At 69.7% G+C, this 25,592-nt stretch carries 25 protein-coding genes; 7 read left to right on the top strand and 18 right to left on the bottom strand.

Annotation, left to right across the window (positions count from 1 at the left end; translation table 11 throughout):
- Positions 1-149: 149 nt before the first annotated feature.
- On the top strand, positions 150-356 hold the full coding sequence (locus tag ACQY4O_RS15115; RefSeq protein WP_428377180.1) for a hypothetical protein: 207 nt from the start codon (positions 150-152) through the stop codon (positions 354-356).
- Positions 357-455: 99 nt separating this feature from the next.
- Here ACQY4O_RS15115 and ACQY4O_RS15110 read toward each other — a convergent pair whose 3' ends face one another.
- The 6 genes from ACQY4O_RS15110 to ACQY4O_RS15085 all read right to left on the bottom strand — a co-directional run bounded on the left by ACQY4O_RS15110 (position 456) and on the right by ACQY4O_RS15085 (position 9,408).
- The gene (locus ACQY4O_RS15110; protein WP_428377179.1) at positions 456-1,385 is read right to left on the bottom strand and encodes a hypothetical protein; all 930 of its coding nucleotides are present in this window, start codon (positions 1,383-1,385) and stop codon (positions 456-458) included.
- Between the two features lie 616 nt (positions 1,386-2,001).
- Positions 2,002-3,045, bottom strand: coding sequence for a DNA polymerase III subunit delta (gene holA / locus ACQY4O_RS15105; protein WP_428377178.1), 1,044 nt, complete (start codon positions 3,043-3,045; stop codon positions 2,002-2,004).
- A 24-nt stretch (positions 3,046-3,069) separates the two neighbouring features.
- The gene (locus ACQY4O_RS15100; protein ID WP_428377177.1) at positions 3,070-3,759 is read right to left on the bottom strand and encodes a hypothetical protein; all 690 of its coding nucleotides are present in this window, start codon (positions 3,757-3,759) and stop codon (positions 3,070-3,072) included.
- Complete coding sequence (gene leuS / locus ACQY4O_RS15095) at positions 3,756-6,401, bottom strand: leucine--tRNA ligase (RefSeq protein ID WP_428377176.1); 2,646 nt, start codon at positions 6,399-6,401, stop codon at positions 3,756-3,758. Before leuS ends, ACQY4O_RS15100 begins: the two co-directional genes overlap by 4 nt.
- 7 nt (positions 6,402-6,408) lie before the next feature.
- Positions 6,409-6,981, bottom strand: coding sequence for a DUF3576 domain-containing protein (locus ACQY4O_RS15090; RefSeq protein WP_428377175.1), 573 nt, complete (start codon positions 6,979-6,981; stop codon positions 6,409-6,411).
- Positions 6,982-7,092: 111 nt separating this feature from the next.
- Positions 7,093-9,408, bottom strand: coding sequence for a BTAD domain-containing putative transcriptional regulator (locus ACQY4O_RS15085; protein ID WP_428377174.1), 2,316 nt, complete (start codon positions 9,406-9,408; stop codon positions 7,093-7,095).
- Positions 9,409-9,811: 403 nt separating this feature from the next.
- On the opposite strand from ACQY4O_RS15085, the gene ACQY4O_RS15080 reads away from it, so the two are divergent.
- Genes ACQY4O_RS15080 through ACQY4O_RS15065 form a run of 4 tightly spaced genes read left to right on the top strand, consistent with a single transcriptional unit; the run spans position 9,812 to position 12,021 of the window.
- Positions 9,812-10,924 carry an alkene reductase gene (locus tag ACQY4O_RS15080; RefSeq protein WP_428377173.1) on the top strand — a complete coding sequence of 371 codons (1,113 nt, stop codon included), beginning with the start codon at positions 9,812-9,814 and terminating at the stop codon, positions 10,922-10,924.
- Positions 10,925-10,938: 14 nt separating this feature from the next.
- On the top strand, positions 10,939-11,445 hold the full coding sequence (locus ACQY4O_RS15075) for a GNAT family N-acetyltransferase (RefSeq protein WP_428377172.1): 507 nt from the start codon (positions 10,939-10,941) through the stop codon (positions 11,443-11,445).
- Positions 11,446-11,468: 23 nt separating this feature from the next.
- Positions 11,469-11,687, top strand: a complete 219-nt coding sequence (locus tag ACQY4O_RS15070; RefSeq protein WP_428377171.1) for an AbrB/MazE/SpoVT family DNA-binding domain-containing protein — start codon at positions 11,469-11,471, stop codon at positions 11,685-11,687.
- Complete coding sequence (locus tag ACQY4O_RS15065) at positions 11,674-12,021, top strand: type II toxin-antitoxin system PemK/MazF family toxin (RefSeq protein ID WP_428377170.1); 348 nt, start codon at positions 11,674-11,676, stop codon at positions 12,019-12,021. The genes ACQY4O_RS15070 and ACQY4O_RS15065 overlap by 14 nt, the downstream gene beginning before the upstream one ends.
- On the opposite strand, the gene otnK is transcribed toward ACQY4O_RS15065, so the two are convergent.
- Genes otnK through ltnD form a run of 3 tightly spaced genes read right to left on the bottom strand, consistent with a single transcriptional unit; the run spans position 12,018 to position 15,017 of the window.
- Positions 12,018-13,319, bottom strand: coding sequence for a 3-oxo-tetronate kinase (otnK, locus tag ACQY4O_RS15060; RefSeq protein WP_428377169.1), 1,302 nt, complete (start codon positions 13,317-13,319; stop codon positions 12,018-12,020). The two genes, ACQY4O_RS15065 and otnK, sit on opposite strands and share 4 nt — an antisense overlap.
- Before the next feature lie 3 nt (positions 13,320-13,322).
- Positions 13,323-14,099: a 2-oxo-tetronate isomerase gene (gene otnI, locus ACQY4O_RS15055; protein WP_428377168.1), complete on the bottom strand. Its 777-nt coding sequence runs from the start codon at positions 14,097-14,099 to the stop codon at positions 13,323-13,325.
- Between the two features lie 3 nt (positions 14,100-14,102).
- Positions 14,103-15,017, bottom strand: a complete 915-nt coding sequence (ltnD, locus tag ACQY4O_RS15050; RefSeq protein ID WP_428377167.1) for an L-threonate dehydrogenase — start codon at positions 15,015-15,017, stop codon at positions 14,103-14,105.
- A 77-nt stretch (positions 15,018-15,094) separates the two neighbouring features.
- On the opposite strand from ltnD, the gene ACQY4O_RS15045 reads away from it, so the two are divergent.
- On the top strand, positions 15,095-15,781 hold the full coding sequence (locus ACQY4O_RS15045) for an aldolase (RefSeq protein ID WP_428377166.1): 687 nt from the start codon (positions 15,095-15,097) through the stop codon (positions 15,779-15,781).
- Here the strand turns inward: ACQY4O_RS15045 and ACQY4O_RS15040 are convergent.
- Genes ACQY4O_RS15040 through ACQY4O_RS15020 form a run of 5 tightly spaced genes read right to left on the bottom strand, consistent with a single transcriptional unit; the run spans position 15,763 to position 21,399 of the window.
- On the bottom strand, positions 15,763-16,656 hold the full coding sequence (locus tag ACQY4O_RS15040) for an NAD-dependent epimerase/dehydratase family protein (RefSeq protein WP_428377165.1): 894 nt from the start codon (positions 16,654-16,656) through the stop codon (positions 15,763-15,765). The genes ACQY4O_RS15045 and ACQY4O_RS15040 overlap by 19 nt on opposite strands.
- A 31-nt stretch (positions 16,657-16,687) precedes the next feature.
- On the bottom strand, positions 16,688-17,695 hold the full coding sequence (locus ACQY4O_RS15035) for a substrate-binding domain-containing protein (protein ID WP_428377164.1): 1,008 nt from the start codon (positions 17,693-17,695) through the stop codon (positions 16,688-16,690).
- A gap of 32 nt (positions 17,696-17,727) precedes the next feature.
- Positions 17,728-18,825 (bottom strand): ABC transporter permease, encoded by a 1,098-nt coding sequence (locus ACQY4O_RS15030; RefSeq protein ID WP_428377163.1) that lies wholly within the window; start codon positions 18,823-18,825, stop codon positions 17,728-17,730.
- 1 nt (position 18,826) lies between these two features.
- Positions 18,827-19,858 (bottom strand): ABC transporter permease, encoded by a 1,032-nt coding sequence (locus ACQY4O_RS15025; protein WP_428377162.1) that lies wholly within the window; start codon positions 19,856-19,858, stop codon positions 18,827-18,829.
- Positions 19,855-21,399, bottom strand: coding sequence for a sugar ABC transporter ATP-binding protein (locus ACQY4O_RS15020; RefSeq protein ID WP_428377161.1), 1,545 nt, complete (start codon positions 21,397-21,399; stop codon positions 19,855-19,857). The genes ACQY4O_RS15025 and ACQY4O_RS15020 overlap by 4 nt, the downstream gene beginning before the upstream one ends.
- 198 nt (positions 21,400-21,597) lie before the next feature.
- Between ACQY4O_RS15020 and ACQY4O_RS15015 the strand changes: the two genes are divergently transcribed.
- A complete protein-coding gene (locus tag ACQY4O_RS15015) occupies positions 21,598-22,635 on the top strand; it encodes a LacI family DNA-binding transcriptional regulator (protein ID WP_428377160.1) in 1,038 nt (345 codons plus the stop codon).
- Between the two features lie 7 nt (positions 22,636-22,642).
- Here ACQY4O_RS15015 and ACQY4O_RS15010 read toward each other — a convergent pair whose 3' ends face one another.
- The 4 genes from ACQY4O_RS15010 to ACQY4O_RS14995 form a co-directional block, all read right to left on the bottom strand.
- Positions 22,643-23,044, bottom strand: a complete 402-nt coding sequence (locus ACQY4O_RS15010) for a hypothetical protein (protein WP_428377159.1) — start codon at positions 23,042-23,044, stop codon at positions 22,643-22,645.
- Between the two features lie 66 nt (positions 23,045-23,110).
- Positions 23,111-24,256 (bottom strand): lytic transglycosylase domain-containing protein, encoded by a 1,146-nt coding sequence (locus ACQY4O_RS15005; RefSeq protein WP_428377158.1) that lies wholly within the window; start codon positions 24,254-24,256, stop codon positions 23,111-23,113.
- Positions 24,257-24,432: 176 nt separating this feature from the next.
- Positions 24,433-24,864: a DUF1489 family protein gene (locus ACQY4O_RS15000; RefSeq protein ID WP_428378210.1), complete on the bottom strand. Its 432-nt coding sequence runs from the start codon at positions 24,862-24,864 to the stop codon at positions 24,433-24,435.
- 26 nt (positions 24,865-24,890) lie between these two features.
- Complete coding sequence (locus ACQY4O_RS14995; protein WP_428377157.1) at positions 24,891-25,577, bottom strand: SDR family NAD(P)-dependent oxidoreductase; 687 nt, start codon at positions 25,575-25,577, stop codon at positions 24,891-24,893.
- Positions 25,578-25,592 lie beyond the last annotated feature (15 nt).

The raw sequence follows: 25,592 nt of genomic DNA, 5'->3' as shown, positions 1-25,592 counted from the left end.
ACGGGTCGCCTCGGCATTGTCAAACGATCATGGAATGCATCAAGAGCATCCGGTGTTTACTTCGCCGCGGTGGCGTTCTCGTCACCCAAGCCGCCCGGTGGCGTCCTCGTCACCCAATCCGACAGTCTTACCGCAAGGGATCATGTCCAATGGCCGCCTCCGAACATCCCGCCCATGAGCGCCACCTGTCCGCCGCAGCCCATCATTCCGCTGCCGCGCACCACCATCATGCAGCCGCCTTCGAGCACGCCCACGGCAACCACGAGCATGCGAGGAAGCACGCCGTCGCGGCGCACCAGCACAGCGAGAAGGCGCACGACCATACCACCCAGGCGCACAAGCACTCCGCGACCTAGTTAGAGCAAGACCGGCTCTGACCGAGCCGATTACCTTGCTTTATCAAACGACAGGCAGAGCACGATTGACCGGATCATGCTCTGCCTTATCACCTATGTTTAGAAGGTGATGCGGGCCGTCAGGATCCAGGCGTGATTGTAGGCTGGGGTTTGTTCGGTCGTGTCGATATACCTGGGGGTCACCGCGAACTGGTAGCCGCCGCCGATGATCGCCTTGATGCGCTTGTGGATGACGAAGCGGCCGAAGATGACCCCCGGCGTCATGAGTAGCTGATTCTTGCCGCCGCGCTCCTTGCCGTCGATCCAGTAGGTGTCGTTGAACTCGAACTCCGGCCAGATGTACGTCAACAGGTGATATTGCAGGGCGATGTTGGTCGCGATCGACTTGCCCAGGCTGTCCTGGTTCTTGAACGGCACCGCGATCCCGCTGGTCGCCTGGATGTCGAAGTCGCCCCAGCCCTTGCCGCCGGCAATCGTCGGCGTGACAACCCAGGTCTTGTTGGTGAAGGCTGCGTTGCCGGACTCCGCGGTGATGCCGAGGAAGGCCGTCAGGATGTAGTTGCCGTTCTGCTCGTTGGCGCTGAGCAGGCGTTGCTTGACGACCAGGAACTGATCATCGAGCCAGCCATTGGCCGGTGACGCCGTGTTGCCCTTGTACTGATACGCAGGCGGATTGATCAGGACCTCGTTGGTTTCCGTCGGAATGAGTTCCAGGCCCTTGCCGCCATCGAAGATGTCCAGCGTCGAACCGTCGCCGCGCTTCTCCCACATCTGGTCATAGCGCACCTCCTGCTCCAGGCGCGGGGTGACGGTCACGACCGGCGTCATCCAGTGCGGCTGCTCGTCCTGGGCCCGGTTTGCCCGGTCCATCCAGTCGTCGAAATAGCCGACGATCCCGCCTTCCTGCGGCTCGGCAACTGGCGTCACGCTCGGCGCAGAGCCGCTCATCCCACCGGCGGCCGTCGCGTTTGGCATCGTGGCAGGGTCCGGGGCTGCGCTGGCCAGCGACCACTGCGGCAGCGGCGTCAAAGCCGGGTCCGCTCGTGCGCCGGAAGAGCATCCGAGCGTGACCAGGACTACGCAGGCGAGCCCTGCAAGTGATCCGAAGGTCTTCATGCAGCGCCGCCCTGATTGCCGGTGGCCATGTCTGCACGGATGCAGCGGCGCCGGAAGATGCCTCGGCGGATCAAAGTGCCGCGGCTGTCTTGTCCTGACCTGGTGTGGCCTTCCTGATCGGTCGTCTGGTGTCCGCGGCGGGATTCGAACCCACGGCCCCAGGATTCATCCCACTTCGACTTTCGCCGCCGCCGCCCCGGCAGGCCGGACCGGCGTTCGTGGTCTGGACTGTCCCTTCACCCTAGGCCGGAACCCTTAGGTGCCGCCCGTCCAGTCTCTACACCTTCCCCACCTTCGAGACCGGGGCCTCGCGGCGGGGCTTGGCTCGGGATCGGCACGACGCCTGCGCGTCCCAGCGTTCCCCGACTTTGAGCGGATCCACCGCGCGGTTTCCCCTCGCGGCGCCCAGTTGGTGACAAGGAATCCTGTGCTCTATCCGGCTGAGCTACGCGGACAACCAGCGTCCTTCTAGAGCAGCATGCGATCATTTGGAACCGCTTCGCGGCGCCAAATCTCCGATAATGCTGCTCTATGAACGCCTGTGCTGGCGCGCGGCGGCGCGGGCGGCCAGCATCGCGATGTGTCGTCGCGCCAGCACCTGGTCCGGCGCTCCGGTCTGCTTGCACGCCGACTCCAGGCGGCTGGTCTCGACCGCGGCCTCGAACAACCCGGCGGCGGACCACAGCCCGAGTGCCCGGCTGAACTGCGCACTCCGCTTGAAGAACACCGGCGGCCGCAGGCGCGCCATGGCGTCCGACTGCGAGGCGCCGCCATCCAGCAGCAGCCGGGTCTGGCGCAGCCGATGCAGATGCGACAGCAGGGCGCGGGCCAGCGCCACCGGCGCAAGACCCTCCGACAGGGCCCGCTCGATGGCAAGATCGGCGGCGGCCCGGTCGCCGGCGGTCGCGGCGAACGCCGCCTCCTCGAGCGACGCGCCGGCCGCATCCAGGGTGACCGCCTGCACATCGTCGAGCGTGAGCCGGCCGCCGCTGCCGGCATACAGCGCCAGCTTCTCGACCTCGCCCCGCCCGGCGGCGCGATCCGCACCCAGCCGGGAGGCGAGCCAGCCGAGCGCGTCCGGATCGATGCCGACCCGCTCGGCCTGCAGCATGCGCGCGATCGAGCCCTCCAGCGCGCGGCCCCCCTCGGGATAGCACGCGATCGATGCCGCCTCCGGGGCCGCCTCGATGAGCGCCCGCAGCTTCGCACGCGCCGGCAGCGCCCCCGCCTCGATCACGATCAGCGCCGCGCTGCCCGGTGGCGGCGCATCCCGCGCCTTGCCGGGCAGCAGCCGAGCGAGGGCTGCGTGCAGCTGATCCGTTGCCTCGCGCACCCAGACCACGCGCCGGCCGCCGGTCAGCGATAGCGCCGTCGCCTCCTCCTCCAGCCGGTCGTGCCTGTCGCGATCGAGGACGGCGATACGGAACGGATCGTCCAGGCTGCCGGCCGCCGCCCGCACCGCTTCGGCCGCGCGCTCGCGTATCAGCCCGTGATCCTCGCCATGCAGCAGGATCGCCCGCACGGCGACGGGTGCTGCCAGCAACCGGCCGGCCTGCCGCGCGTCGATCTTCAACGCGGCCGGCTCACGCCTGACCCACTATTGATACGTGCGGCCGATCGCGCCCGCGGGCAGGCCGTCCGGTCCGATCTGCTGCAGCGGCGACTGGTCGCTGTCGCCCGGCACATCGTTCGGGCCGAGGAAGCCGCGCTGCTTCGCCGGTGCCGGCACGGAACCCGGAACCGGAGCCGGCGCAGCGTTGGCCGCGACCGCCGCGCGGTCGGCCGCCTCCGGGTGCGCCGCGAACCAGGCCACGAGCTGCTCCTGGACCGCGTCGGCGAGATTGCCGGCCAGACGCCCCGAGGTGGTCTCGCCGGCCAGCGTCTGAGCGAAATACTGGGCCTCGATCACGTTGTAGCCGTCGACCGAGCGGGCGCTGCCGGTGGCCAGGATCTTCGGCGCCGGCGACACGCTGAGCAGCGTCCAGTCCGCTCGGGCGACTTCGCGGGTGCGCCCGCTGGTATTGTCGCCATGGATGCCGATCGCCTCGGCGCTGAGCCCGTAGCCCACCTGCAGCGTGTAGCCCCCGGGGCTGCTGTCGTCGGATCCGGCCAGACGCTGCTGCAGGGCCTGGCGCAGCAACTGGCCGTCGCGGCCGGCCGGGATCGTGTTGACGAAGATGTCGGGCAGCTGGGCGACGGCACGCGGCTGGTTGAGCGGATGGAAGCCGCAGCCACCCGTCGCCAGGCTCAGCGCGAGCACGGGTCCCAGGAAAAGCAGCGGCCTCATCCCGCGACCACGAAGTTGACGATCCTGCCGGGCACATGGATGCGCTTGACGATGCGCCTGCCGTCGAGCAGCCGCTGCACGTTCGGCTCCGCTTCTGCCATGGCCAGCACCTGGTCCGCTGCCTCGTCGGGGGCGGTCTCTATGGTGCCGCGCAGCTTGCCCATGATCTGCACGGCGATGGTGATCTGCCGGGCGGCAAGCAGGGCCGGATCCGGCTCCGGCCAGGGCCGCTCGGCGGCCAGCGCCGAGCCGGGCTCCAGCAGGGCGAGCATGGTCTCGGCCTGATGCGGCATCATCGGCGCGCTCAGCAGGCAGAGCATGCGGGCGGCCTCGGCGCGCGCGAAGGCGAGGTCCGGTCCCGCTTCGGCCTCACGCCAAGCCTCGGACAGTGCCGAGGTCAGCTCGTGCAGCCGCGCCACCGCGACGTTGAAGGTGAAGCTGTCGAGTGCCTCGGTGACGGCGGCGATGGTCCGGTGGGTGGCACGCCGCAGCTTGTCGGCCGCATCGCCTGCAGCGCCGAGGGGCGGGATGGTCGAGGCATCCCGGGAGGCGGCGACCGCGGCGACCAGCCGGTACAGCCGCTGGCCGAAGCGCGCGGCACCGGCGACACCGGCCTCGGTCCACTCCATGTCGCGCTCCGGCGGGCTGTCGGACAGCACGAACCAGCGCGCGGTGTCGGCGCCGTAGCGCTCGATGATCGAAGCCGGCGCCACCGTGTTGCGGCGCGACTTCGACATCTTCTCGACCCGGCCGACCACGACCGGCGTGCCGGTGTCGCGATGCACGGCGCCGGCGACGGTCCGCTCGACCTGTTCCGGATACAGCCAGGTGCCGTCCTCGTCGCGGTAGCTCTCGTGGTTGACCATGCCCTGGGTGAACAGGCCGGCGAACGGCTCGTCCAGGCCGAGATGACCGGTCCGGTGCATCGCGCGGGTGAAGAACCGGGAGTACAGCAGATGCAGGATCGCGTGCTCGATGCCGCCGACATACTGGTCGACCGGCAGCCAGCGATCGGCGGCGGCTCGCGAGGTCGGTGTCGCGGCATTGGGCGCGGTGAAACGAACAAAATACCAGGAGCTGTCGACGAAGGTGTCGAAGGTGTCGGTCTCGCGCAGGGCAGGCGCCGCGCAGCGCGGGCAGGCGACGTGCTTCCAGGTCGGATGGTGGTCGAGCGGATTGCCCGGGTGGTCGAAGGTGACGTCGTCCGGCAGCACCACCGGAAGCTGGTCATCCGGCACCGGCACCGCGCCGCACGCCGCGCAATGAATCACCGGGATCGGGCATCCCCAGTAGCGCTGCCGCGACACGCCCCAGTCGCGCAGCCGCCAGTTCACCACGCCGTGCCCGGCGTTGAGCTGCTCCAGCCGCGCGATCGCGGCAGCGCGGCCCGCGTCGCAATCGAGACCGTCCAGGAAGCCCGAGCTGATGAGGGTGCCGGGACCGTCATAGGCCCGGTCGGTGGGGGGCACGCCGTCCGGCGGCGCCACCACCAGCGGGATCGGCAGGTCGTATTTGCGCGCGAACTCGAAATCCCGGGCGTCGCCGCACGGGCAGCCGAAGATCGCCCCGGTGCCGTATTCCATCAGCACGAAGTTGGCGATCCAGATCGGAAAGCTGATCCCGGGCATGAACGGATGATCGACGCGCAGGCCGGTATCGAAGCCGCGCTTCTCGGCGGTCTCGATCGCTGCCTCGCTGGTGCCGAGGCTGCGGCATTCGGCCACGAAGGCGGCAGCCGCTGCGTTGCCCGCCGCGACCGCGGCCGCCAGCGGATGCTCCGGCGCGATCGCCAGGAACGACATGCCGAACAGCGTGTCCGGGCGCGTGGTGAACACTTCCAGGTGGTCGATGCCGGCCGTGGGGCCAGCCGTGGGGACAATGAGCGGGAAGCGCACCCGCGCCCCCTCGGACCGGCCGATCCAGCGGGCCTGCATGGCGCGCACCCGCTCCGGCCAGCGCCCCAGAGTGTCCAGCGCCTCGAGCAGCGCCGGTGCCTCGCGGGTGATGCGCAGGAACCACTGGCTGAGCTGCTTCTTCTCGACCACCGCGCCGGAGCGCCAGCCGCGGCCGTCCACCACCTGCTCGTTGGCGAGCACGGTCTGGTCCACCGGGTCCCAGTTCACCCAGCTCTCGCGTCGCTCGGCGAGGCCTGCCGCCATCATGTCGAGGAACAGCTTCTGCTGGTGGCCGTAATAGCGCGGCTCGCAGGTGGCGAACTCGCGGTCCCAGTTCAGCGAAAAACCGAGCCGCTGCAACGTCTCGCGCATGGTGGCGATGTTGGCGAAGGTCCAGGTCGCGGGATGCACGCCGCGCTCGCGCGCCGCGTTTTCCGCCGGCAGTCCGAAGGCGTCCCAGCCCATCGGATGCAGCACCGCGTAGCCGCGCGCGCGCCGGTAGCGCGCCACCACATCGCCGAGCGTGTAGTTGCGGACGTGTCCCATGTGGAGCTGGCCGCTCGGATAGGGGAACATCTCCAGCACATAGTAGGTCGGCTTGCCCTCCGGCGGCACGTCCTCGACGTCGAAGCAGCCGCGTCGCGCCCACTCGGCCTGCCAGTGCAGTTCGCTGGCCTGGAAGTCGTAGGTCGCCCGGAGGTCCTGGCTCGGGAGCAGGTCGTGATCCGGCGCCGCTGGGTCGGACATGCGCGGTTCAGCTGCCGCTCTGGCCGGCATCCGCGCGCAACTGGCGCGCCCGAGCGAGGATCTTGCCGGTGATGTCCGGCGCGGTGTTCGGCGCCACCAGCGCGTCGGTCCACTGGCCGTCCTGCTGCGTCTGCCGGAAGATCGCGACGCGGATCGCATCCGAGCGGAGCTGCTTGCCCAGGATGTAGGCAGTGGCCTTGAACCGCTCGCCGGAGGTGGTCGGCGGGCTGTACCAGTCGGTGATGATGATGCCGCCGACCGGATCGGCGGAGGTGAACGGCATGAAGGACAGGGTGTCGATCGCGCCGCGCCACAGGAAGGCGTTCACGCCGGCCTGCGCCTGGTCGCCGCCGGTGGCGCTGCGGTCCTCGCCGAGCAGGTGGTTGCGCGGCGCGCTCAGCGCCGAGGTGTCGCCGGTGGTGTCGACGGTGCGGCCGCCATTGCCGCTCGAGCAGGCGGCAAGGGCCGCCGCCAGCAGCACGGCGGTGGCGGCGTGGCGCAGGGCTGCCCCTGATGCGCCCGTCGAGGCACTCCGTGGTGCGCGTCGGGGAGCGGTGGCGGATCGAAGACGGGCGGTCATGCAGCCTCTGTGTCGCTTGGCGCATGCGTCGGCGCCGGAGGGTGGGCGGCATGTCAGCCTGGACCGGCCGCATGCCTGACGGGCGAGGGACCCGTATCTAGCCCGCCCGCTTCACGTCGCCAAGCGCACGCCCGATCCCGTGAGCGATGTCGGCCTTGTACTACTGGCGACCACGCCGGGCGTCACCCCGCCGGCCAGGCCGCCGCTTGCCCCGCCGGTGGACCCGCCAATCGGACCCGGGGTCGCGGCCGGTGTCCCGGGGGATTGCCGCATGCCGCCGGCACGCAGCCCGGCAGCGAACCGCTCGGCGTCGCTGCCGCGCTTGAACCCCTGCTGCTCCAGTACCGAGTCGATGCTCAGGCCGGGGCACATCAGCTCGATGCGGGCGAGCAGCCGCTCCGCATCGGACGCCATCCCGGCCAGCCCGTAGGCTGCAAGACAGGGGATCGCCGGGCTGAGCAGCGTCGGCGTCAGCTCGACCAGCTGCCGCCCGAGCCGCACCGCCTCGTCGAGCCTGTCCTGCAGGATGGCGATGGTGATGCCGACGCTGTCCAGCATGTGGTGCAGCGGGTGCAGCGGATGCATCCTGGTATAGCGGGCGAACCGCTCGGCCGCCTCGTCCAGCCGTCCGACGCGCACCAGGATGAAGGCGGAGAATGCCAGGCTGAGGGTGATCTGGTCGTTCACCGTCAGCGTGCTCTCGACCAGTGCGAGCCCGGCGTCGGGGTCGTCCTGCATCTGGCTGCGTATGTAGCCGGCGGTGGCGATGACGGCCGGGAAGCCGAAGCCCATCGACATCGCACTCTCGATCGCCGCCGACGCGGCGGCCGCTTCCGAGGCCAGGTCGCCCCAGCGCTGCGCCGCCCGGAAGATGTGTCGCAGGGCCGTGATGAACTGCGCCAGCGGGTGCTCCGGGTCGATCCCGGCCAGGCGCCGCAGCAGTTCGGCCGCCGCATCGCTCTGCGCCCGCTCCGGCCGCATGATCAGGCAGAGCGCACGCAGCGCCAGCTGGTTCGGGTTGAGCTCGGTCGCCGGCCGCGTCCCGACCCGGTTGCCCTCGATGACCAGCAACTCCCAGGGCAACTGCGCGGTGACCTGGGCCGCCACCTGGTCGATCATGTCCAGCGCGGCAGGCAGCTCCAGGGCGGCCGAAATCGCCGGCGCGCGGGTCGTGCCCGCCGGCGTCGCCGGATCGCGACAGTCGTAGCGGCGCGCCCAGACCACGTGGCCGTTCAGGCGCAGGTCGAGCAGGCGCAGGATCACCCGCAGGCCGGTCCGGCCGCGCGAGATGGTTCCGTCCAGCACGTAGTCGAGCCCGAGGCTGCGCCGGAGCAGCGCATCGTCGCGCCCATGCGCCAGGGCCTGCGACAGCGAGGTGCCGCTGATCACCGTGATGATCGGCAGGTCGTGCAGGCCCACGATGATCCCGTCGGTCAGGCTCTGCACCAGGCGTTCGTCCAGGGCAGGATCGAGCACCAGCAGCGGCAGCACCGCCAGGATGGCGATCCCGCGTTCCTGCAGGCGCCGGCCCAGGATCCCCCCGCTTTCGTCGAGGCCGCGCAGGCTGCCCGTGGCTTCCGTGCCGGCAACCGGGCCCGGGGGATCCTCGCCGCCATCCAGGGCGGCCGGCTCTATCTCCGCGGTGCCGCTGCTCGGCGCGCGCCCGAAGCGAAGCTCGTTCACCAGGCGGCTCAGCTCCGGGCCGGGCTGAGCGGCGGCGCGCTCGCCGAACAGGGTCATGCAGCGTTCGGCACTCTGCAGGGCGGCGCCGCGCTCGACGAGTTGGAGCTGCGACTGGATCAGGCCCTGCCAGGCGGTCTCGTGCAGCGGGTCGAGCAGCAGCAGCTGTCGGCAGATGGCCACCGTCGCGGAGGGGTCCAGATGACGCTTGAGGGCCGCGTCGTAGAGCTCCAGCACATGGTCATGCAGCCGCCGGCGCTCGTAATCGAGCCACGCATCGAGGGCGGGATCGGTGCCGTTGAGTTCCTCGAGCAGCACGCCGTCGAGCGACGGCAGCGCGCCTCCGCCCGGGATGCCGCCGCCGCCGCTGCCGTTGCTGCCCCTGATGCCGGCGCCGTTGCCGCCGCCGCTGCCGGCGGCACTGCTGGCATGGGCGATCACATTGTTGACGTTGGCGTTGAGCAGGCGCTCCGCATCGACGCTGGTCAGCGCCGGGCGCAGCGAGAGGGAATGCCGCTCGACGCTGACGAGCGAGGTGCCGACCGGGGTCAGCGCCTCCAGCAGGCGATGGATCTCCTGGCGCAGCGAGGCGCGCGCCTGCTCCTCGGAACGGCGACTCCAGAGCAGCTCGGCCAGCTTAGAGCGCAGCACCGGGCGGCGGCCTGCCAGGGCCAGGATCGCCAGCAGGCCGCGTGTCTTGCGGCCCGGCGGCAGCACGCTCTCGTTGTCGAGGGTGAGCGCCGCCATCGGGCCGATCAAGCGGAGCCGGAGCAGGGAGGGATCAGGCTTGGGAAGACGAGGCCGACTGTAATCCGACATGAGCGATCCCGGGATTGGTCCCCACCGCCGGGCACCAGACTGCTTACCGTTGAAAGCGGCGTTGGCCGCAGACTACTGCCATATTGTCATAAAGTTAACGTTTAACAAATTATGTTGTGCCATCGTCGGCAAGCACGGCCGCGAAACGATCGCGCCGGCCCCCAGACAGCGCAAGCAGTTCGATCCCCGAACAGGTTGCCCAGTCCCCCAGGCGATACCCAGGCGGAACTTGCGGGCAGGCGGAACTTGCGGGGTCGACGGGGCTTGCCCGCTCCAGCTCATCTGTTCCCACTCGGAACCCCATCGCGCCCTCCCAACCCAGGAATACCTCATGCACAAGGACAGTCCGGTGCTGCAGCCGGTCACCATCGGCGACCTGCACCTGCCGAACCGCGTCGTCATGGCGCCGCTGACCCGCAGCCGCTCCAGCGATGCCGGCGTGCCGCCCGATTTTGCCGCCGACTACTACGCCCGGCGCGCCGATTGCGGGCTGGTGATCAGCGAGGCGACCAACATCTCGCCGCAGGCCCGTGGCTACGCGCTGACGCCAGGGATCTTCACGCCGGAGCAGGTCGAGGCCTGGCAGCGCGTCACCCGCGCGGTGCATCGCCGCGATGGCCGGATGTTCCTGCAGCTCTGGCATACCGGCCGCATCTCGCATCCCGACCTGCATGGCGGCGCGCTGCCGGTGGCCCCAAGCGCGATCCGGCCGAAGGGCCAGGCCTTCACCAATGCCGGGCTGCAGGACCATGTGACCCCACGCGCACTCGAGACCGACGAGATCCCCGCGATCGTGCAGGACTACCGGCACGCGGCGCAGTGCGCCAAGGATGCCGGCTTCGACGGCGTCGAGATCCATTCCGCCAACAACTACCTGCTGGAGCAGTTCATCCGCGACAGCACCAACCGGCGCACCGACCGCTACGGCGGCTCGATCCTGAACCGGCTGCGCTTTCCGCTCGAGGTGGTCCATGCGGTCACCGAGGTCTGGGGTGGTGGCCAGCGGGTCGGCATACGCATCTCGCCGGCCACCACCGAGCCGGGCGGCACGCCGCTCGACAGCGAGGTGATGGCGACGTTCGGCGCCTATGTCGACGGGCTGTCGAAGGCCGGGCTGCTGTACATCCACGATATCGAGGGCGTCACCCAGCAGACCCGCGAGGTGCCGGACGACGTCGACTTCCCGGCGCTGCGACGCCGCTTCACCGGGGCCTACATCGCCAACAACCAGTACACGCTCGAACTGGCCGAACGGATGCTGGCCGAGAACAAGGCCGACCTGTTCAGCTTCGGACGGCCCTATCTCGCGAACCCGGACCTGGTCGGCCGGCTGCGCACCGGGGCGCCGCTGGCCGAGGCGCCGAAGCAGTACTGGTACGGCGGCGGCTCGGTCGGCTACTCCGATTGGCCCGGCATGGCGGGCCAGATCGCCATCGAGCGGTAGCTGGGGTGGCGGCAATGCTGCCCTTGGCCACGGGCTGCGGGCACTGCGGCGCCCTGCTCGCCCTGAACAATGCACATGCCGCCGAACTGTCGGCGCTGGAGGGAGCGGAGTTCGGCCGCCTCGTGCGGCAGGCCTTCCATTTCACCCGGATCGGCGAGGCCGACGCCTTCCTGCTCGCCTTCGACCAGGATGCCGACTACCGAAGCCCGAACTTCCTGTGGTTCCGCCAGCGCCACGCGCGCTTCGTCTATGTCGATCGTGTGGTGGTGGCAGGCCCGGCGCGGCGCAGCGGACTGGCGCGGCTGCTCTATGCCGACCTGTTCGCGCGGGCCGTTGCCGCCGGGCATGACCGGGTGGTCTGCGAGGTGAATATCGAGCCGCCGAACCCCGGCTCGGCTTCGCTGCATGCTAGGCTGGGCTTCGTCGCGATCGGCCGGGCCGAGATCCATGCCGGCCGCAAGACGGTGTGCTACCTGGAGCGCGGGCTCGGTTTGTCGAATGGCAAGGCTTGCAGTTGGTAAGGAAGTTCCTTACATAGGTTGCCATGATCACGAGCCGGCTGACCAGCAAATCGCAGACGACCATCCCGCAGCCGGTGCGTGCGGCGCTGCGCCTGCGCGAGGGCGATGAGGTCGCCTATGTGATCGAGGCTGGACGGGTCGTGCTGATGCGTGTGCAGCCCGACGGATCGAGCGATGATCCGTTCCGGAGCTTCTCGGAGTGGGACAGCCCCGCCGACATCGAGGCCTATGGCGGCCTATGAGGTGTGGGACCTGGTCAAGGTCCCGTTCCCCTACACCAACCGTCCGGTGCAGCAGCGCCGGCCAGCCCTGGTGGTGGCAACGCCGCATGCGCCGGGCGCACCCGACCTGCTTTGGGTGCTGATGGTCACGAGCGCCGTGCATCGCGGCTGGCTGGGTGATGTCGTTGTCTCCGACCTTAACGAGGCCGGGCTGCCGGCGCCCTCCATCGTGCGGCCGATCAAGATCGCCACGATCGAGGCTGGTGACGCCGTGCGCATCGGACGCCTACCGCAGGCCGATCGGGCCGACGTCGCAAGAGTTATACGGCGGTGTTTGTCGGGCGCCGTTGCCTAACCCGCAGCGTCCGGATCGCGCAGCCTGGCCAGCGCCTCAAGAAAAAAGTCGTCGCCGCCGAAATTGCCGGACTTGAGCGCCAGCCGCAGGCCGGGCTTGGGCGCGCCGACCGCCTGCAGCACCGGCACGCCGGGGGCGATCTCCGGCCCGATCAGCAAGGCCTGCAGCCCGAGCCGGTCGACCACGGCGCCCGAGGTCTCGCCGCCGGCCACGATCAGGTGCCCGACGCCGGCTGCCAGCAGGCCCTCGGCGAGGCCGGCGAGCGCCTGCTCCACCGCGTGCCCCGCCTCGGCGCCGCCATGCCGGGCCTGCAGCGCGCGCACCGCCTCGGGAGGCGTGCTGCTGACGATCAGTACCGGCCCGCGTTCGAGACGCTGCCGAGCCCAGTCCAGCGCGTGCGCCGCCTCGGCCGGCCCGTCCAGCAGCGCATCGACATCGAGCTTGAGGCACGGCATCCGGCGCTCGGCGACATCGATCTGGCGCAGCGTCGCCGCCGAGCATGATCCCGCGAGGATCGCCGCATGCGTGTCGCGTGCTCCATCGGAGGACGCCATTGCGGCGGCCGGACGCCCCGAGAGCTTCTCACGCGCCACGATGGCTCGGGCCAGCCCGTAGCCGATGCCGGACGCGCCGGCCGAGACCGGTCCGGCCAGCGCCGCCTCGCCGATGGCGAGCAGGTGGCGCGGCGCCACCGCGTCGAGGATCGCGCTGCCGTCGCCGTCCGATGCCAGCGCCTGCAGGGCGGCGCGGATCGCGTCCGGCCCCTGCTCGATGACGGCGAGCGGCACCAGCCCGACCGGGCTCGCACTCTGCCGGCCCAGCACCCGCACCAGGTTGCTGTCATGCATCGGGTTGAGCGGATGGTCCTTCAGCGGGCTCTCGTGCAGCGGCACGCCGTTGACGAACAGGTGCCCCTGATAGACCGTGCGTCCGGTCTCGATGAAGGCGGGATTGACCGCGACGATGCCGCCGCCCGCCTGTTCGCGCAGGGCGTCCAGCACCGGGCCGATATTGCCGGCATCGGTGGAATCGAAGGTCGAGCAGATCTTGAACACGATGTGCCCGGCGCCGCGTCCGCGCAGCCAGCGCTCCGCCTCCAGCGACAGCTCGACCGCGCGCGGCGCCGCGATCGAGCGGCTCTTCAGCGCCACCACCACCGCATCCATTTCGGGCAGCTCTAGGCCAAGCTGGGGCACGCCGATGGTCTGCACCGTGCGCAGGCCGCAGCTGGACAGCATGCTGGCGAGGTCGGAGGCGCCGGTATAGTCGTCGGCGATGCAGCCGAGCAGGAGCGTCATGGATCAGGCCTTCCTGTAGGGCGCGAACCAGCCGAGGCCCGCGACCGTCTTGCCGCGTGGCCGGTACTCGCAGCCGACGAACCCCGCATAGCCGATCCGGTCCAGCTCCTCGAACAGGAACGGCCAGTTCAGCTCCTCGCCGTCCGGCTCGTGGCGCGACGGCACGCTGGCGACCTGGACATGGCCGATGCGGCCGATCATCGCCCGCAGCGCCATGGTGACGTCGCCGTGCAGGATCTGGCGGTGGTAGAGGTCGAACTGCAGCTTGAGGTTGGGCAGGCCGAGATCCTCGATCAGCTGCGCCGCGCGGCCGAAATCGTCCAGGAAATAGCCCGGCATGTCGCGGCCGTTGATCGGCTCCAGCACCAGGTCGAGGCGATGTTCGGCGAGGCGCCGGGCATGGTGCGCGACCGCGTCGCGATAGGCGGCCTGCGCGCGCGGGTCGTGCGCGTCCGCGATCCCCGCCATCAGATGCAGCCGCCGTACGCCGGTCGCCTCGGCGTACGGCAGCGCCCGGTCGAGCAGCCCGTCCAGCGCCGCCGCCCGTTCGGGCAGCGCCGCCAGCCCGCGCTCTCCGGCCGCCCAGTCGCCGGGCGGCAGGTTGAACAGCGCCACCGTGAGCTTGTTGCGCGCCACGCGCGCGCCGACCGCCTCGGGGGTCGCCTCATACGGGAACAGGAACTCGACCGCCTCGAAGCCCGCATCCGCCGCCGCGTCGAAGCGGTCGAGGAAGGCGTGTTCGTTGAACATCATGGTCAGGTTGGCGGCGAAACGCGGCATGGCTCATGTCTCCGCAGGCAAGGTGAGACCCGCGATCTGCGCGTACAGGCGCGCAACCGAGGCATCGTCGTCCTGTGCCATCCCGGCCGCCGCCGTCATCAGGTACATCTGCAGCGCGGCGCCCGCCACCGGCACAGGAAACCGCAGGTCACGCGCCATGTCCATGACGATGCCGAGGTCCTTGGTGAAGATGCTGACGGCGCTTTTCGGACGATAGTCGCCCGCCAGCACATGCGGCACCCGGTTCTCGAACATCCAGCTGTTGCCCGCCGACTGGGTGATCACCTCATAGACGCGCGCGAGGTCCAGCCCCTGCCGGGCTGCGAACGCGATCGCCTCGCAGGCCGCGGCGATATGCACGCCGGCGAGCAGCTGGTTGACCATCTTGAAGGCCGAGCCGAGGCCGGCCGCATCGCCAAGCCGGTGCAGCGTGCCGGTCATGGCATCCAGCGCCGGCTGCGCGCGCTCGAACGCGGCGACGCTGCCGGACGCCATCATGGTGAGCGAGCCGTCCGCGGCCCGGCCGGCGCCGCCGCTCATCGGCGCGTCGAGATAGAGCCGCCCTGTCCGCTCCAGCCTGGCTGCCAGGCCACGCGCCGCCTCCGGGGCCATCGTCGCCGACGACACGAATACGGCGCCTTGCGGCAGGCTGTCGGCACAACCGTCCGGCCCGAACAGCACCGCCTCGGTCTGGGCGGCGTTGACCACCACCGAGACCACGCAATCGGCGCCGCTTGCCGCCTGCGCCGGCGTGGACCCGACAACGCCGCCCGATTCTGCAAATCGCGCCACCGCCGCCGGCGACACGTCGTAGCCCGAGACGGTGAAACCGGCGCGCTGCAGCGATTGCGCCATGCCGATCCCCATCGAGCCGAGGCCGATGACGGCCGCGCACGGGCCGCCTGCGATGCTGGTCATCGTGCCTCTCCGGGACCTACTGTGGTTGCGCTGCCATGGCCCATCGCCAACACCATGTAATGCCTGGATCGTCCGCCATGAACGAGAACTCCCTGCGCGAGCAGATCTGCATGTTTTCCCGCTCGCTGTTCGAGCGCGGGCTGACGCCCGGCTCGTCCGGCAATGTCAGCGCGCGCCTTGCGGACGGCACCCTGCTGATGACGCCGACCAATGCCTCGATGGGCTTTCTCGACCCGGCCCGGCTGTCGCGACTGGACCAGGACGGCCGGCTGCTGTCCGGCGATCCGCCCACCAAGGAAATCCCGCTGCACCAGGCGCTCTACGAGACGCGGCATGGCGCGGGTGCAGTCGTGCACCTGCACTCGGCACATTCCGTTGCCGTCTCCATGTTGCCCGGGATCGATCCGCGCGCCGTGCTGCAACCGCTCACCCCATACTACATGATGCGTGTCGGCCAGACGGCGTTGATCCCCTACCACCGTCCCGGGGACGCGGCCGTCGCGGGCGCGATTCGTGCCCTCGCAGGCCGCTACTCTTCGGTGCTGCTGGCCAACCACGGACCGGTGGTGGCCGGCCGCGATCTCGAGGCCGCCGTCTATGCCATGGAGGAACTGGAGGAAACCGCGCGGCTCACCCTGATGCTGCGCGGCCTCAACCCGCGTGCGCTGACCCGGGCGCAGGTCGAGGACCTGGTCGCCAGCTTCCATCTCGACCTGCCTTGCCCGGATGCGGACGGTGGGGAGGCTCAGCCGGCTTTGACGTAGTTGCGCCAGTTGTGCTTCTCCTTGAAGCCGAGGTGCTCGCGCACCTTGCGGTTCGAAAGCAGGCCCTCGAACTCGCCGAGTTCGCCGTGCACCGGCACATTCGGGTAGTAGCGGCGCAGCAGTTCGGCGGTCGGCAGGTCCGACGAGGTGTGGTCGTTCGCGGCATTGAAGACCTGGTAGCCCAGGCCGTCGGTCTCGATGCCGAGACGCACGATCTCGCCCAGGTCACGCGCGTCGATATAGCTCCACGCGATCTTCTTGCGGAAATCGGGCTTCGCGAACCAGCCGGGGAACAGCTCGTACTCGGACGGCTCGATCACGTTGCCGATGCGCAGCGCATAGATATCCGAATTGTTGCGCAGCGAGAAGGCGCGAGCGGTGCGCTCGTTGCAGATCTTGGAGAGCGCGTAGCTGTCCATCGGGTCGACCGGATACGCCTCGTCGAGCGGGAAATACTCCGGCTCGCGGGGCGTGTTGGCGAACACGACACCGTAGGTGGTCTCGCTCGACGCGATGATCACCTTCGGGATGCCGAGCTTGGCCGCGGCATCGAGCACGTTGTAGGTGCCCATGACGTTGATGCGGTACACCTCGTTGTCCGGCACGATCATGATGCGCGGGATCGCCGCGAAATGCACCACCGCGTCGATCTTCTGCGGCCGCAGGTCCGGGTCGAACTCGTGCAGGCCGGTGTAGGACGAGAACGCGTTGAACAGCTGGCCGGCATCGGTGATGTCGGTGATCAGCGTGCGGACCTTGGGGTTGTCGAGCGGCTTGGTGTCGATGTTGAGCACGTGGTAGCCCTGCTCGACCAGGTACTGCACCACGTGCCGTCCCGCCTTGCCGCTGCCGCCGGTGAAGAGAATCTGCTTCATGCCTGTATCCTTGTGAACGGGGCCGTATTGGTCAGAACTGGTACTGGTCGATATTGGCCTTGTTGAACACCAGCGGCTTGCTGAACACGATCACCCGGTCCTTGGCGGTGAAGCTGCCCAGATCGCCCGCGGTGAAGGTGCTGTCCGGCTGGATCGCGTTGTTCGCCGCGAGGCGCGCCACGTACATCACCAGCATGCCCTCCTTGACCTCGTCCCAGAGCGGGCTCTCCTTGATGATGCCCGACTTCACGTACTGCCGGATCGAGTTCGGGTCGCTGCAGCCGGTGACGAAGACGCGCCCGGTCTTGCCGAGCTTCTCCACGGCGGCGGCGGCACCCACCTCGGCCGCGCCATCAGGGGCGATGATCGCGGTGACGTTCGGGTTCGCCTGCAGGATATTGAGGCCGGCGGTCAAGGACTGCGACGGGCTCGACTGGCCATACTGCGTCGTCACGATCTTGATGTTCGGGTAGTGCGCCGAGAGGTAGGTCTTGAGCGCGTTGATCCACTCGTTCTGGATGGTCGCATCGGGCGTCGAGGACAGGATCGCGATCTCGGCGCTGGGGCCGGTATATTTGGCGACGGACTCGACCAAGGCCTTCCCGAACTCGGCATAGTCGGTGTTCTGGATGAAGAAGTCGCGCGCGTCGGCCGCGACGTCGCTATCATAGGATACCACCTTGATGCCCTGCCGGCGCGCGCGCTTGAGCGCGGGTGCCAACTGCGTCGGGTTGTTCGAGGTGGTGGTGATGACGCTGAAGCGGCGCGCGATCAGGCTGTTGAAGACATCGACCTGGCCCTGCGCGGAGGCGGTGACGGGGCCGGTATAGAGGAAGTTGATGTTGAGCAGCTTGGCCGCGGCCTCGGCACCCTGCTGGTTCGCCTTGAACACCGACAGCCCGACGAGCTTCGGCACCATTGCGACCTTGATGCTCTTCGAGGTGTCGATATCGGCGGCATGCGCCACGGCGAGGCCGGCCAGCAGCATGGGAGTCGCCAGCAGAGCCGCGCGCAACCGGTGCGAGATGGAGAGGGTCATGGAGTTTCCGTTTCTTTCGTTGATCATGATGTTCATTCCGCGGCACCGCTCGCCGAGGCCGGACGGGTGCCGCGTACCCGTGTCAGCAGCGCGGCCAGCCCGGTGCCGCGTCCCGAGAGGATGTTCTTGATGCCGATGGCGCCGAGCAGGATGGCGCCGGTCAGCATCGTCGTGACCATGTCGGAGTAGCCCGCGATCAGCATGCCCTGGCGCAGGAAGCCGAGCAGCAGCACCGCGATCACCACGCCCGCGACGCGGCCCTCGCCGCCGAAGATGCTGACGCCGCCCAGAACCACGATGGTGATGGTGCTGAGCAGCAGCACGTCGCCCATGTCGGGGCGCACCGCGCTGTAGTAGGCGGCCAGCACGATGCCGGCGAACGCCGACATCACGCCGCTGATCACGTAGGCGGCGAGTACGATGCGATCGATGCGCAGCCCGCTATAGCGCGCCGCCTCGCTGCTGTAGCCGACCATGACGATGCGCCGGCCGAAGGTGCTGTATTGCAGCAGCAGCGTGAACAGCAGGGCGAGCACCGCGAACAACACCAGCTGCAGCGGGATCGGACCGACCAGGGTGCCGGTGCCGACCAAGTTGAAGCTGTCCGGGAACCCCGACGGCGGCGACGGACCGGCCAGCGCGGTCGCGATGCTGGCATAGATGAAGCTGGTGGCCAGCGTCGCGATCAGCGGCTCGGTGCGCAGCCGGGTGATGATCAGCCCGTTGATGGCGCCCAGCACGCCACCCGCCAGCAAGCCGGCGAGTGCCGCCAGCCAGATCGACAGATGCAGGCCGCTCCACAGCTCGGCCATGACGATGGCGGACAGGCCGGCGGTGGCGCCGACGGAAAGGTCGATGCCGCCGGTCAGGATCACCGTCGTCAGGCCGAGGGCAACCAGGCCGAAGGGCAGGAAATTCTCGGTCAGCGCCAGGAAGCCGCCGAAGCCGGGATAGAACCCGTCCACCGACAGGCAGAGGCCTGCAACCAGCAGCACCAGCAGCACCAGCAGCGAGCGCTCCCAGCCGTCGAGCGGCAGCTTGGAGAGGTTGCGGCGACGCCCATTGACGTCGTTACGGGTGTCGTCGGGGCGCGGGTCGTCGGGGCGGGCGACGTCGGGGCGTGTGTCCATGTCAGCCGTTCCCGCCGCGGTTCTGCCGCATGCCGGCGGTGACGGTGACCAGGATCATCAAGCCCTCGCCGGCGGAGTACCAGATCGGCGGCACATGCACGAACACCAGGGCGGTCAGCACCACGCTCAGGAACAGCGACCCGAGCACGGTGCCGACGACGTTGCCGCGGCCGCCGGCGATCGCCGTGCCGCCGATCAGGGCCACGGCGATCGACTGCAGCTCGACATGGTCGCCGGTGCCGGTGGTCACAGTCGCGGACCCCGTGTAGCAGACGAACATCAGGCCGGCGATCGCGGCCAGCAGGCCGGACAGCGCATACACCCGCACCTTCACGCCGGTCACCCCGATGCCGGCATTGTAGGCGGCGACGTCGTTGTTGCCGACGGCGAGGATGGCGCGCCCGAACCGTGTGTGGTTGAGCATGAACCAGACCAGCAGCAGGGCGATGGCCAGCACCAGCACCGCGATCGGGATCGGAATGAACGGGGCGACGAAGCCGTTACCCAAGGTCGCGTAGGCAGCCGGTACGGAGTCCACCTGGGTGCCGTTCGAAGTGACGAAGACCAGCCCGCTATAGAGGCTGTAGGTGCCGAGCGTGGTGATGATCGGCGGGATCGCGAGCCGCGCCACCAGCAGGCCGTTCAGCGTGCCGAGCAGCAGCCCAAGCACGACGGTGATGCCCACTGCCCCTGGGAGCGACAATCCGCTGCCCTGCGCCAGCAGCCCGGTCACCACCGCGGTGAGGCCCATCACCGGCGCCACCGAGAGGTCGATGCCGCGGGTGGCGATCACCAGGGTCTGGCCGAGTGCCACCAGCGACAGCACGACGGAGTTGAGCAGCATGAAGCGCAGGTTCTGCGTCGACAGGAAGCCGTGGTTGAAGATCCCGACCAGCAGGATGGTGAGCGCGGTGGCGACGATCAGCGTGACCTCGCGCACTTCGCGGCGGCGGCCTGGCGTGCGACGCCGGGGGGGAGCCTGGCTGATTTCGCGCTGCGAGACGCGGCTGCCGGGCAGCGGCAACGTCGTCACGCGGCCAGGCCGTCGCGGCTGAGATAGGATTGCCCGACGCGCGCCGGGGTGATGTCGGCGCCGCCGAGTTCGGCCACGATGCGGCCTTCGTAGATCGAGAGCACCCGGTCGCACAGCCGCACCAGCTCCTCCATCTCGGACGAGATCACCAGGATGGCGAGACCGGCGCGGGCGAGGCCCTCGATCAGTTCGTAGATCTCGTCCTTGGCGCCGACATCGACGCCCCGCGTCGGCTCGTCGAGAATGGCGACCCGCGGCTGCAGGCCCATCCATTTGCCGAACACCACCTTCTGCTGGTTGCCGCCCGACAAGTGCCGCAGCGTCTGGTCGATGCCGGCGCAGCGCACGCGATATTGCGTGACGATGGACGCACCGCGCCGGTCCTCGTCCTGCCGGTCGATCAAACCGCACCGCCGGCGCAGCCGGTCAAGCAATCCCGAGGTGATGTTCTCGGTGATCGTCATCGGCAGGATCGCGCCATGCCGCGCGCGATCCTCCGGCACGTACACCAGCCCGCGGCGGATGATGGCGTGCGGCGTGAGGCCGGTGATGTCCTCGCCGCCGAGGCGCACGCGGCCGGCGCCGGGCGCGCGGATGCCGAAGATGGTCTCGGCGATCTCGGTGCGCCCGGCACCGACCAGCCCGGCGAGGCCGAGCACCTCGCCCTCGTGCAGCGTGAAGCTGACATCGTCAAACCGGGAAGCGTGCGACAGGCCCTCGACCTGCAGCATCGGCCGCCCGGTGCTGAACGACGCGCTGCGTCGCGGGATCACGCGCATCTCGCGGCCGACCATCTGCGACAGCAGCCGGACGCGGTCGAAGCCGTCGCGATCCACCGTATCCACCAGCGCGCCATCGCGCAGCACGCTGATATCGTCACTGATCTCGAGCACCTCGTCCATGCGGTGGCTGATGAAGCCGAGCGTGCAGCCGTCATCGCGCAGCCGCCGCATGATGCCGAACAGCCGTTCGACCTCGTGGCTGGTGAGTGGCGAGGTGGGCTCGTCAAACAGGATGATGCGGCAGCCGCGCAGCAGTGCCTTGGCGCACTCCACCTGCTGCTGCTGCGCGATCGAGAGATGGCGCGCGAGCTGGCCGACATCGATGCAAAGCCCCAGCGAGGACAGTGCCTCCTGCGCGCGCCGCCGCAGACCGAGCCAATCGACGCGACGCGGCAGCCCGGGACGCGTCGGCAACTGGCCCACGAACATCGTTTCGGCCACCGTCAGTTCCGGCATCAGCGCCGGCTCCTGCGGCACCAGGTAGATGCCGCGCAGGTGGGCATCATGCGGCGCATCGAAGGCGACCGACGCCCCGTCGAGGCGAAGCTCTCCCGTCGTGGGGCGCAGCAGCCCGGAGAGGATCTTGAACAGGGTGGACTTGCCGGCGCCGTTCTCGCCCATCATCGTGTGGATGCGACCGGGCTGCAGTCCGAGGCTGACCCCGCGCAGCACCGCGACGCTGCCGAACGCCTTAGTGACGTCGATGGCCTGGTAATGCCCGGTTGCGACTGCAACCGGCTCTGCTGCGGCATGTGACATCTGGATGGACTTCCCGGACGCTCGACTTTGGGGAGCGGATGCCTTTCGCCGCATCCCGTTGCGGCGGCACTTGAAACAGATCGTAGCCGCAGACGCATGGTAGCGCAACCATGATTCTGCGGCCGGCCCGGCGGCCTCGGCTGTCCCCTTATTGCCATGTCTGGCGCATTCCGGCGTGCAGGCTATGCTGGCGCGACAATGACCTCGACCCGAATGGCGGTGCGCCGCCGCGCGCATAGCGGCGCCGTCACGCTGAAGGATGTCGCCGAGCGCGCGGGCGTGGCGCCGATCACGGTTTCGCGTGCCCTCAACGCGCCGGACAGTGTCTCGGCGGCGCTACGGGCACAGATCGACGAGGCGGTCGGCGCGCTTGGCTATGTCCGCAACCAGTATGCCGGCGCCCTGGCCTCGGCGGCGAGCCGGATCATCCCGGTGATCGTGCCGTCGCTCTCGAATGCGGTGTTCGTCGAGGTCATCCAGGGCATCCAGCAGGTGCTGGAGGAGGCCGGCTACCAGCCGCTGCTCGGCAACACCCAGTATGACCTGGAGCGCGAGAGCAAGCTGGTCGCGACCCTGCTGGGCTGGTCGCCGGCCGGGCTGATCGTCGCCGGCATGCGGCATTCCGAGCGCACCCGGACGCTGCTGCGCGGCTATGGCCGGCCGCTGGTCGAGATCATGGAGTATGGCGCGCAGCCGATCGACATGAATGTCGGCCTGTCGCACATACGCGCCGGCGAGACGATGGGGCGGCACCTGGTCGGACGCGGCTACCGGCAGATCGGCTTTATCGGTGGCCGCCTGAAGCAGGACTACCGGGCGGCGCAACGCTTCCGGGGTCTCGACAACGCCCTGGCGGCGGTGGGGCTGCCGAGGCGGCCGCCGTTCGAGCACGACGAGCGGTCCAGTGCGCTGATCGGCGGCGACACCCTGATGCAGACGCTGCAGCGCGCGCCGGAGCTTGATGCGCTGTTCTTCGCCAATGACGACCTTGCCGTCGGCGCCCTGCTGCGGGCGCAGCGCGAGGGCATCGCGGTTCCCGCTCGTGTGGCGATCGCGGGCTTCAACGGGCTCGACATCAGCGCGCTGACAACCCCTGCGCTCACCACCATCGTCTCGCCGCGCCAGCGGATCGGCGAACTGGCGGCACGCAAGCTGCTGGGTCGCATCCAGGGCGAGAAGCCGGGCCCGGCCCGAATCGATGTCGGCTTCCGGCTGGAGATCCGCGCCAGCACCTGAGGTCCGGTCAGAACCGGCGCGGGGCTTCGTTGTGCGACCGGTCGCGCATGTCGCCGCCGGCCTCGCCATCCTCGTAGTCGTTGTCCACCATGTCAGGCGACGCGGTGTGGTCGCCGCCGTGCGCTGCGATCTGGCACTCGACCGGACCGGCGGTGCGGTCGATGCGGTAGATGCTCTCGATCTTGGCATCATGCGCGCGCGCCGAGGCCTGGCGGGTCGCCTCCTCCCAGGAAAGCGGTGCGCCGTGCGCGTCGGTCATCCGCGCATTGCCCTCGCTGCGGTCGGTGTCGATGGCGATCAGTTCGATCATCACCGTCTTGGGATCATCCTCCTCGAAGCGGCGCATCACCACGACCGCCGGTCCATCCGGCAGGGCGTCGTGCGGTGCGAGATCGATGATCCTGGCCATTATGCTCTCCTGTGCTGCGGCGGGAACGGACCAGGGTCGCTGCGGTTCGGCGCGTGCCCGAACCGGTCAGCCGCCCGGAGGCACCACCATGCAGGGGATGTCGTGTCCGCCCAGTGCTGCGCAGGCGGCGCCGGCACCGGGGCGCGCCAGGCCCGCGAGCCGCGCGCGATACAGCACGGCGCCCCCGAAGCGGCTGGTCTGCATCACCAGGCTGCGCGAGCCGGCAAGCTCGGCATAGGCGGCCTGCCGCGCCATCGTGGTCGCGAAGCGCGCCTGGTCGGGGGAGTTGTAGGCGCCGACCTGGATCGACCATGCGCCGTAGGCGGGCGCAGGCGCGTAGGCGGTAGGTGCCGCATAGGTGGGCGCACGGGGGGTAGGCGGCGGCGCCGGCATGTAGATCGCGGATGCGATGACCGGAGCCGGCTCGGACATCGGCGCGGCCGCGACTGCCCGCCGCACCGGAGCCGCCTGGCAGGGCGCCTGCGGGTCGAAGGCTGCGTCGGGATCGTGCCAACAGGCGCCCCCGGCCGGCCGCGCCGGAGCGTATGCCGCAGCCTGTATTGGAGCCGTCTGGACCGGAGCAGCCTGGCACGGCGCGTCCGGATCGAAGGCCGCGTCGGGATCGTGCCAGCAGGCTCCGCCGGCCGGCCGCGCCGGACCATGCCAGGCGGCCAGCCGGACGGAAGCGGTCGGCAGCACGGCGGCGTCGTTGCGGCCGCTGTCGGCGTAGGTCGCCAGCGGCCCGCTCATCGCGACCTCGGTGCCGAGGTTGGGCGCGATGGACGCCACATAGTCCACCGTCTCGTTGGGCAGCGAGCGGCCGGTACTGAGGTAGTCGTCCAGGCGCTGCGGGCCGGCATTGTAGGCCGCCAGGAAGGCCGGCGCGCCATAGCGGTCGTACATCAGCCGGAGATAGGCGGTGCCGGCCAGGATGTTGTCGTGCGGCTCGAACGGGTCGGGGCCGAGGTTGTTCTGCGCCTGCATGTCGGCATAGGTCGCCGGCATCAGTTGCATCAGCCCCATCGCGCCGGCGCCGGAGACGATCGGCTGGCCGAAGCGGTATTCCTGGCCGCCGGATTCCTGCTGGATCACGGCACGGATCCATTGCTGCGGCACGCCGAAGCGGTTCGAGGCCTGCCGTACGTAGGGCTGCCATGGATCGCCGGCCGGTCCCGGCTCCGGGTAGTCGGTGCGTCCGGGCCCGTATGCCATGCGTCCTCCGCCGCTGCAGGCGGCCAGCATGAGCAAGGCGCACAGGATCGGCAGGCGAAGCATGACCGGCGGATCGTGAGCGCGCGCCCGGTCGTGATCAATCGGAGGTTGCGGCTGTCGCCGGCGGGCCGCGCGATTGCGCGAGGCGGGTAGCCGATCTGCAACAGGTGCGCGGGCTACAGCAGGCAGAGCGCCGCCAGTTCGCGCTGCAGGGCGACGGGCAGGACATCACCCTTGGCGTCCGGCCGCGCCCCGAGATCGGCCGGCGCGTCGTCGGACGCGAGATAGCGCCAGCCCTGGAAGGCGCGCACCAGACGCGGCAGCACCGGCACCGGCGGCCCGGCCAGGATGATGGCGATGCAGGCCGATCCGTCGTCGCGCCGGTCCGGCACCATGCCCGCCACCAGCTGACGGCAGAGCAGCACGCCGCTCATCACCCAGTAGAGCGATCCGCCATCGAGGATCTCGGCGGCGCGGCGCGGGTTGTTGCGGGTGCGCAGGAAGGGCTGGCCGCCATGCGCACCGGTGTCGCGGGCGCGATCCGCCTGCCGGCGCGCCAGCGTCTCGATGTCCGCAACGCCGACCGCCAGCTTGATCAGGTGCAGCATCGGCGCCCGGTCCATCACGCGACAGTCTACCAGGCGACATCCTTGTTCTGGTAGTCGACGAAATGGCCGCCCGACGTGCCGGCGCGGGCGGCGATGGCGTCGACCATGCCGCGCGCGCTGGTCTGCACGTCCAGGGTGGCGTTCGGGCCGCCCATGTCGGTGCGCACCCAGCCCGGATCGACCGCGAGCATCGCCCGCGGGTCCTCCTTGGTCTCGCCGGCGTAGCTGCGCAGCATCATGTTCAGCGCCGCCTTGCTGGCCCGGTAGCCGGCCCAGGCGCCGCTGGTGTTGTTGGCGACGCTGCCCAGGCCCGAGGTCATCACCGCGATCACCCCGTCCGGCTTGGCGACCAGCGGCGCCAGCGCCTGCACGGCGCGCATCGGCCCGAGAGCGTTGGTGAGCATGATCCGCGTGAACGCGTCATCGGTGAGGGTGGCGATGCTTTCGTCGGGCCCGTTGGAGATGCCGGCGACCACGAACAGCAGGTCGAGCGGACGGCCGCCGACCGCATCGTCGAGACCGGCAAAGGTTTCCGGCACGGTCACGTCGGCCTCGGCCAGGGACAGCCCGTGCTGCCGCCTTGCTAGGGCGTGCAACAGGCCTGGTTCCGTGCCGGGACGCACGGTGCCGATCACGTCCCAGCCGCGCTGCAGATATTCCTCCGCCAGGCCCAGTCCCAGCCCCCGCGAAGCGCCGATGATCAAAGCCAGCATGGTGCGGAAATCCTT

Origin of the sequence: Lichenicoccus sp., from assembly GCF_965277665.1 — a bacterium.
GTDB lineage: Bacteria > Pseudomonadota > Alphaproteobacteria > Acetobacterales > Acetobacteraceae > Lichenicoccus.
Note: the sequence above shows the minus strand (reverse complement) of the source record. Positions and strands in the feature narration are given on the sequence as shown.

What these genes read in the sequence shown, in the direction of transcription:
- ACQY4O_RS15080 (WP_428377173.1), top strand. Translation starts at nt 9,812, where the DNA reads ATGCACAAGGACAGTCCGGTGCTGCAGCCGGTCACCATCGGCGACCTG.
- ACQY4O_RS15085 (WP_428377174.1), bottom strand. Translation starts at nt 9,408, where the DNA reads ATGGCGGCGCTCACCCTCGACAACGAGAGCGTGCTGCCGCCGGGCCGC.
- ACQY4O_RS14995 (WP_428377157.1), bottom strand. Translation starts at nt 25,577, where the DNA reads ATGCTGGCTTTGATCATCGGCGCTTCGCGGGGGCTGGGACTGGGCCTG.
- ACQY4O_RS15035 (WP_428377164.1), bottom strand. Translation starts at nt 17,695, where the DNA reads ATGACCCTCTCCATCTCGCACCGGTTGCGCGCGGCTCTGCTGGCGACT.
- ACQY4O_RS15090 (WP_428377175.1), bottom strand. Translation starts at nt 6,981, where the DNA reads ATGACCGCCCGTCTTCGATCCGCCACCGCTCCCCGACGCGCACCACGG.
- ACQY4O_RS15005 (WP_428377158.1), bottom strand. Translation starts at nt 24,256, where the DNA reads ATGGCATACGGGCCCGGACGCACCGACTACCCGGAGCCGGGACCGGCC.
- otnK (WP_428377169.1), bottom strand. Translation starts at nt 13,319, where the DNA reads ATGACGCTCCTGCTCGGCTGCATCGCCGACGACTATACCGGCGCCTCC.
- leuS (WP_428377176.1), bottom strand. Translation starts at nt 6,401, where the DNA reads ATGTCCGACCCAGCGGCGCCGGATCACGACCTGCTCCCGAGCCAGGAC.
- ACQY4O_RS15045 (WP_428377166.1), top strand. Translation starts at nt 15,095, where the DNA reads ATGAACGAGAACTCCCTGCGCGAGCAGATCTGCATGTTTTCCCGCTCG.
- otnI (WP_428377168.1), bottom strand. Translation starts at nt 14,099, where the DNA reads ATGCCGCGTTTCGCCGCCAACCTGACCATGATGTTCAACGAACACGCC.
- ACQY4O_RS15020 (WP_428377161.1), bottom strand. Translation starts at nt 21,399, where the DNA reads ATGTCACATGCCGCAGCAGAGCCGGTTGCAGTCGCAACCGGGCATTAC.
- ACQY4O_RS15115 (WP_428377180.1), top strand. Translation starts at nt 150, where the DNA reads ATGGCCGCCTCCGAACATCCCGCCCATGAGCGCCACCTGTCCGCCGCA.
- ACQY4O_RS15065 (WP_428377170.1), top strand. Translation starts at nt 11,674, where the DNA reads ATGGCGGCCTATGAGGTGTGGGACCTGGTCAAGGTCCCGTTCCCCTAC.
- ltnD (WP_428377167.1), bottom strand. Translation starts at nt 15,017, where the DNA reads ATGACCAGCATCGCAGGCGGCCCGTGCGCGGCCGTCATCGGCCTCGGC.
- ACQY4O_RS15075 (WP_428377172.1), top strand. Translation starts at nt 10,939, where the DNA reads ATGCTGCCCTTGGCCACGGGCTGCGGGCACTGCGGCGCCCTGCTCGCC.
- ACQY4O_RS15000 (WP_428378210.1), bottom strand. Translation starts at nt 24,864, where the DNA reads ATGCTGCACCTGATCAAGCTGGCGGTCGGCGTTGCGGACATCGAGACG.
- ACQY4O_RS15015 (WP_428377160.1), top strand. Translation starts at nt 21,598, where the DNA reads ATGACCTCGACCCGAATGGCGGTGCGCCGCCGCGCGCATAGCGGCGCC.
- ACQY4O_RS15040 (WP_428377165.1), bottom strand. Translation starts at nt 16,656, where the DNA reads ATGAAGCAGATTCTCTTCACCGGCGGCAGCGGCAAGGCGGGACGGCAC.
- ACQY4O_RS15100 (WP_428377177.1), bottom strand. Translation starts at nt 3,759, where the DNA reads ATGAGGCCGCTGCTTTTCCTGGGACCCGTGCTCGCGCTGAGCCTGGCG.
- ACQY4O_RS15010 (WP_428377159.1), bottom strand. Translation starts at nt 23,044, where the DNA reads ATGGCCAGGATCATCGATCTCGCACCGCACGACGCCCTGCCGGATGGA.
- ACQY4O_RS15030 (WP_428377163.1), bottom strand. Translation starts at nt 18,825, where the DNA reads ATGGACACACGCCCCGACGTCGCCCGCCCCGACGACCCGCGCCCCGAC.
- ACQY4O_RS15070 (WP_428377171.1), top strand. Translation starts at nt 11,469, where the DNA reads ATGATCACGAGCCGGCTGACCAGCAAATCGCAGACGACCATCCCGCAG.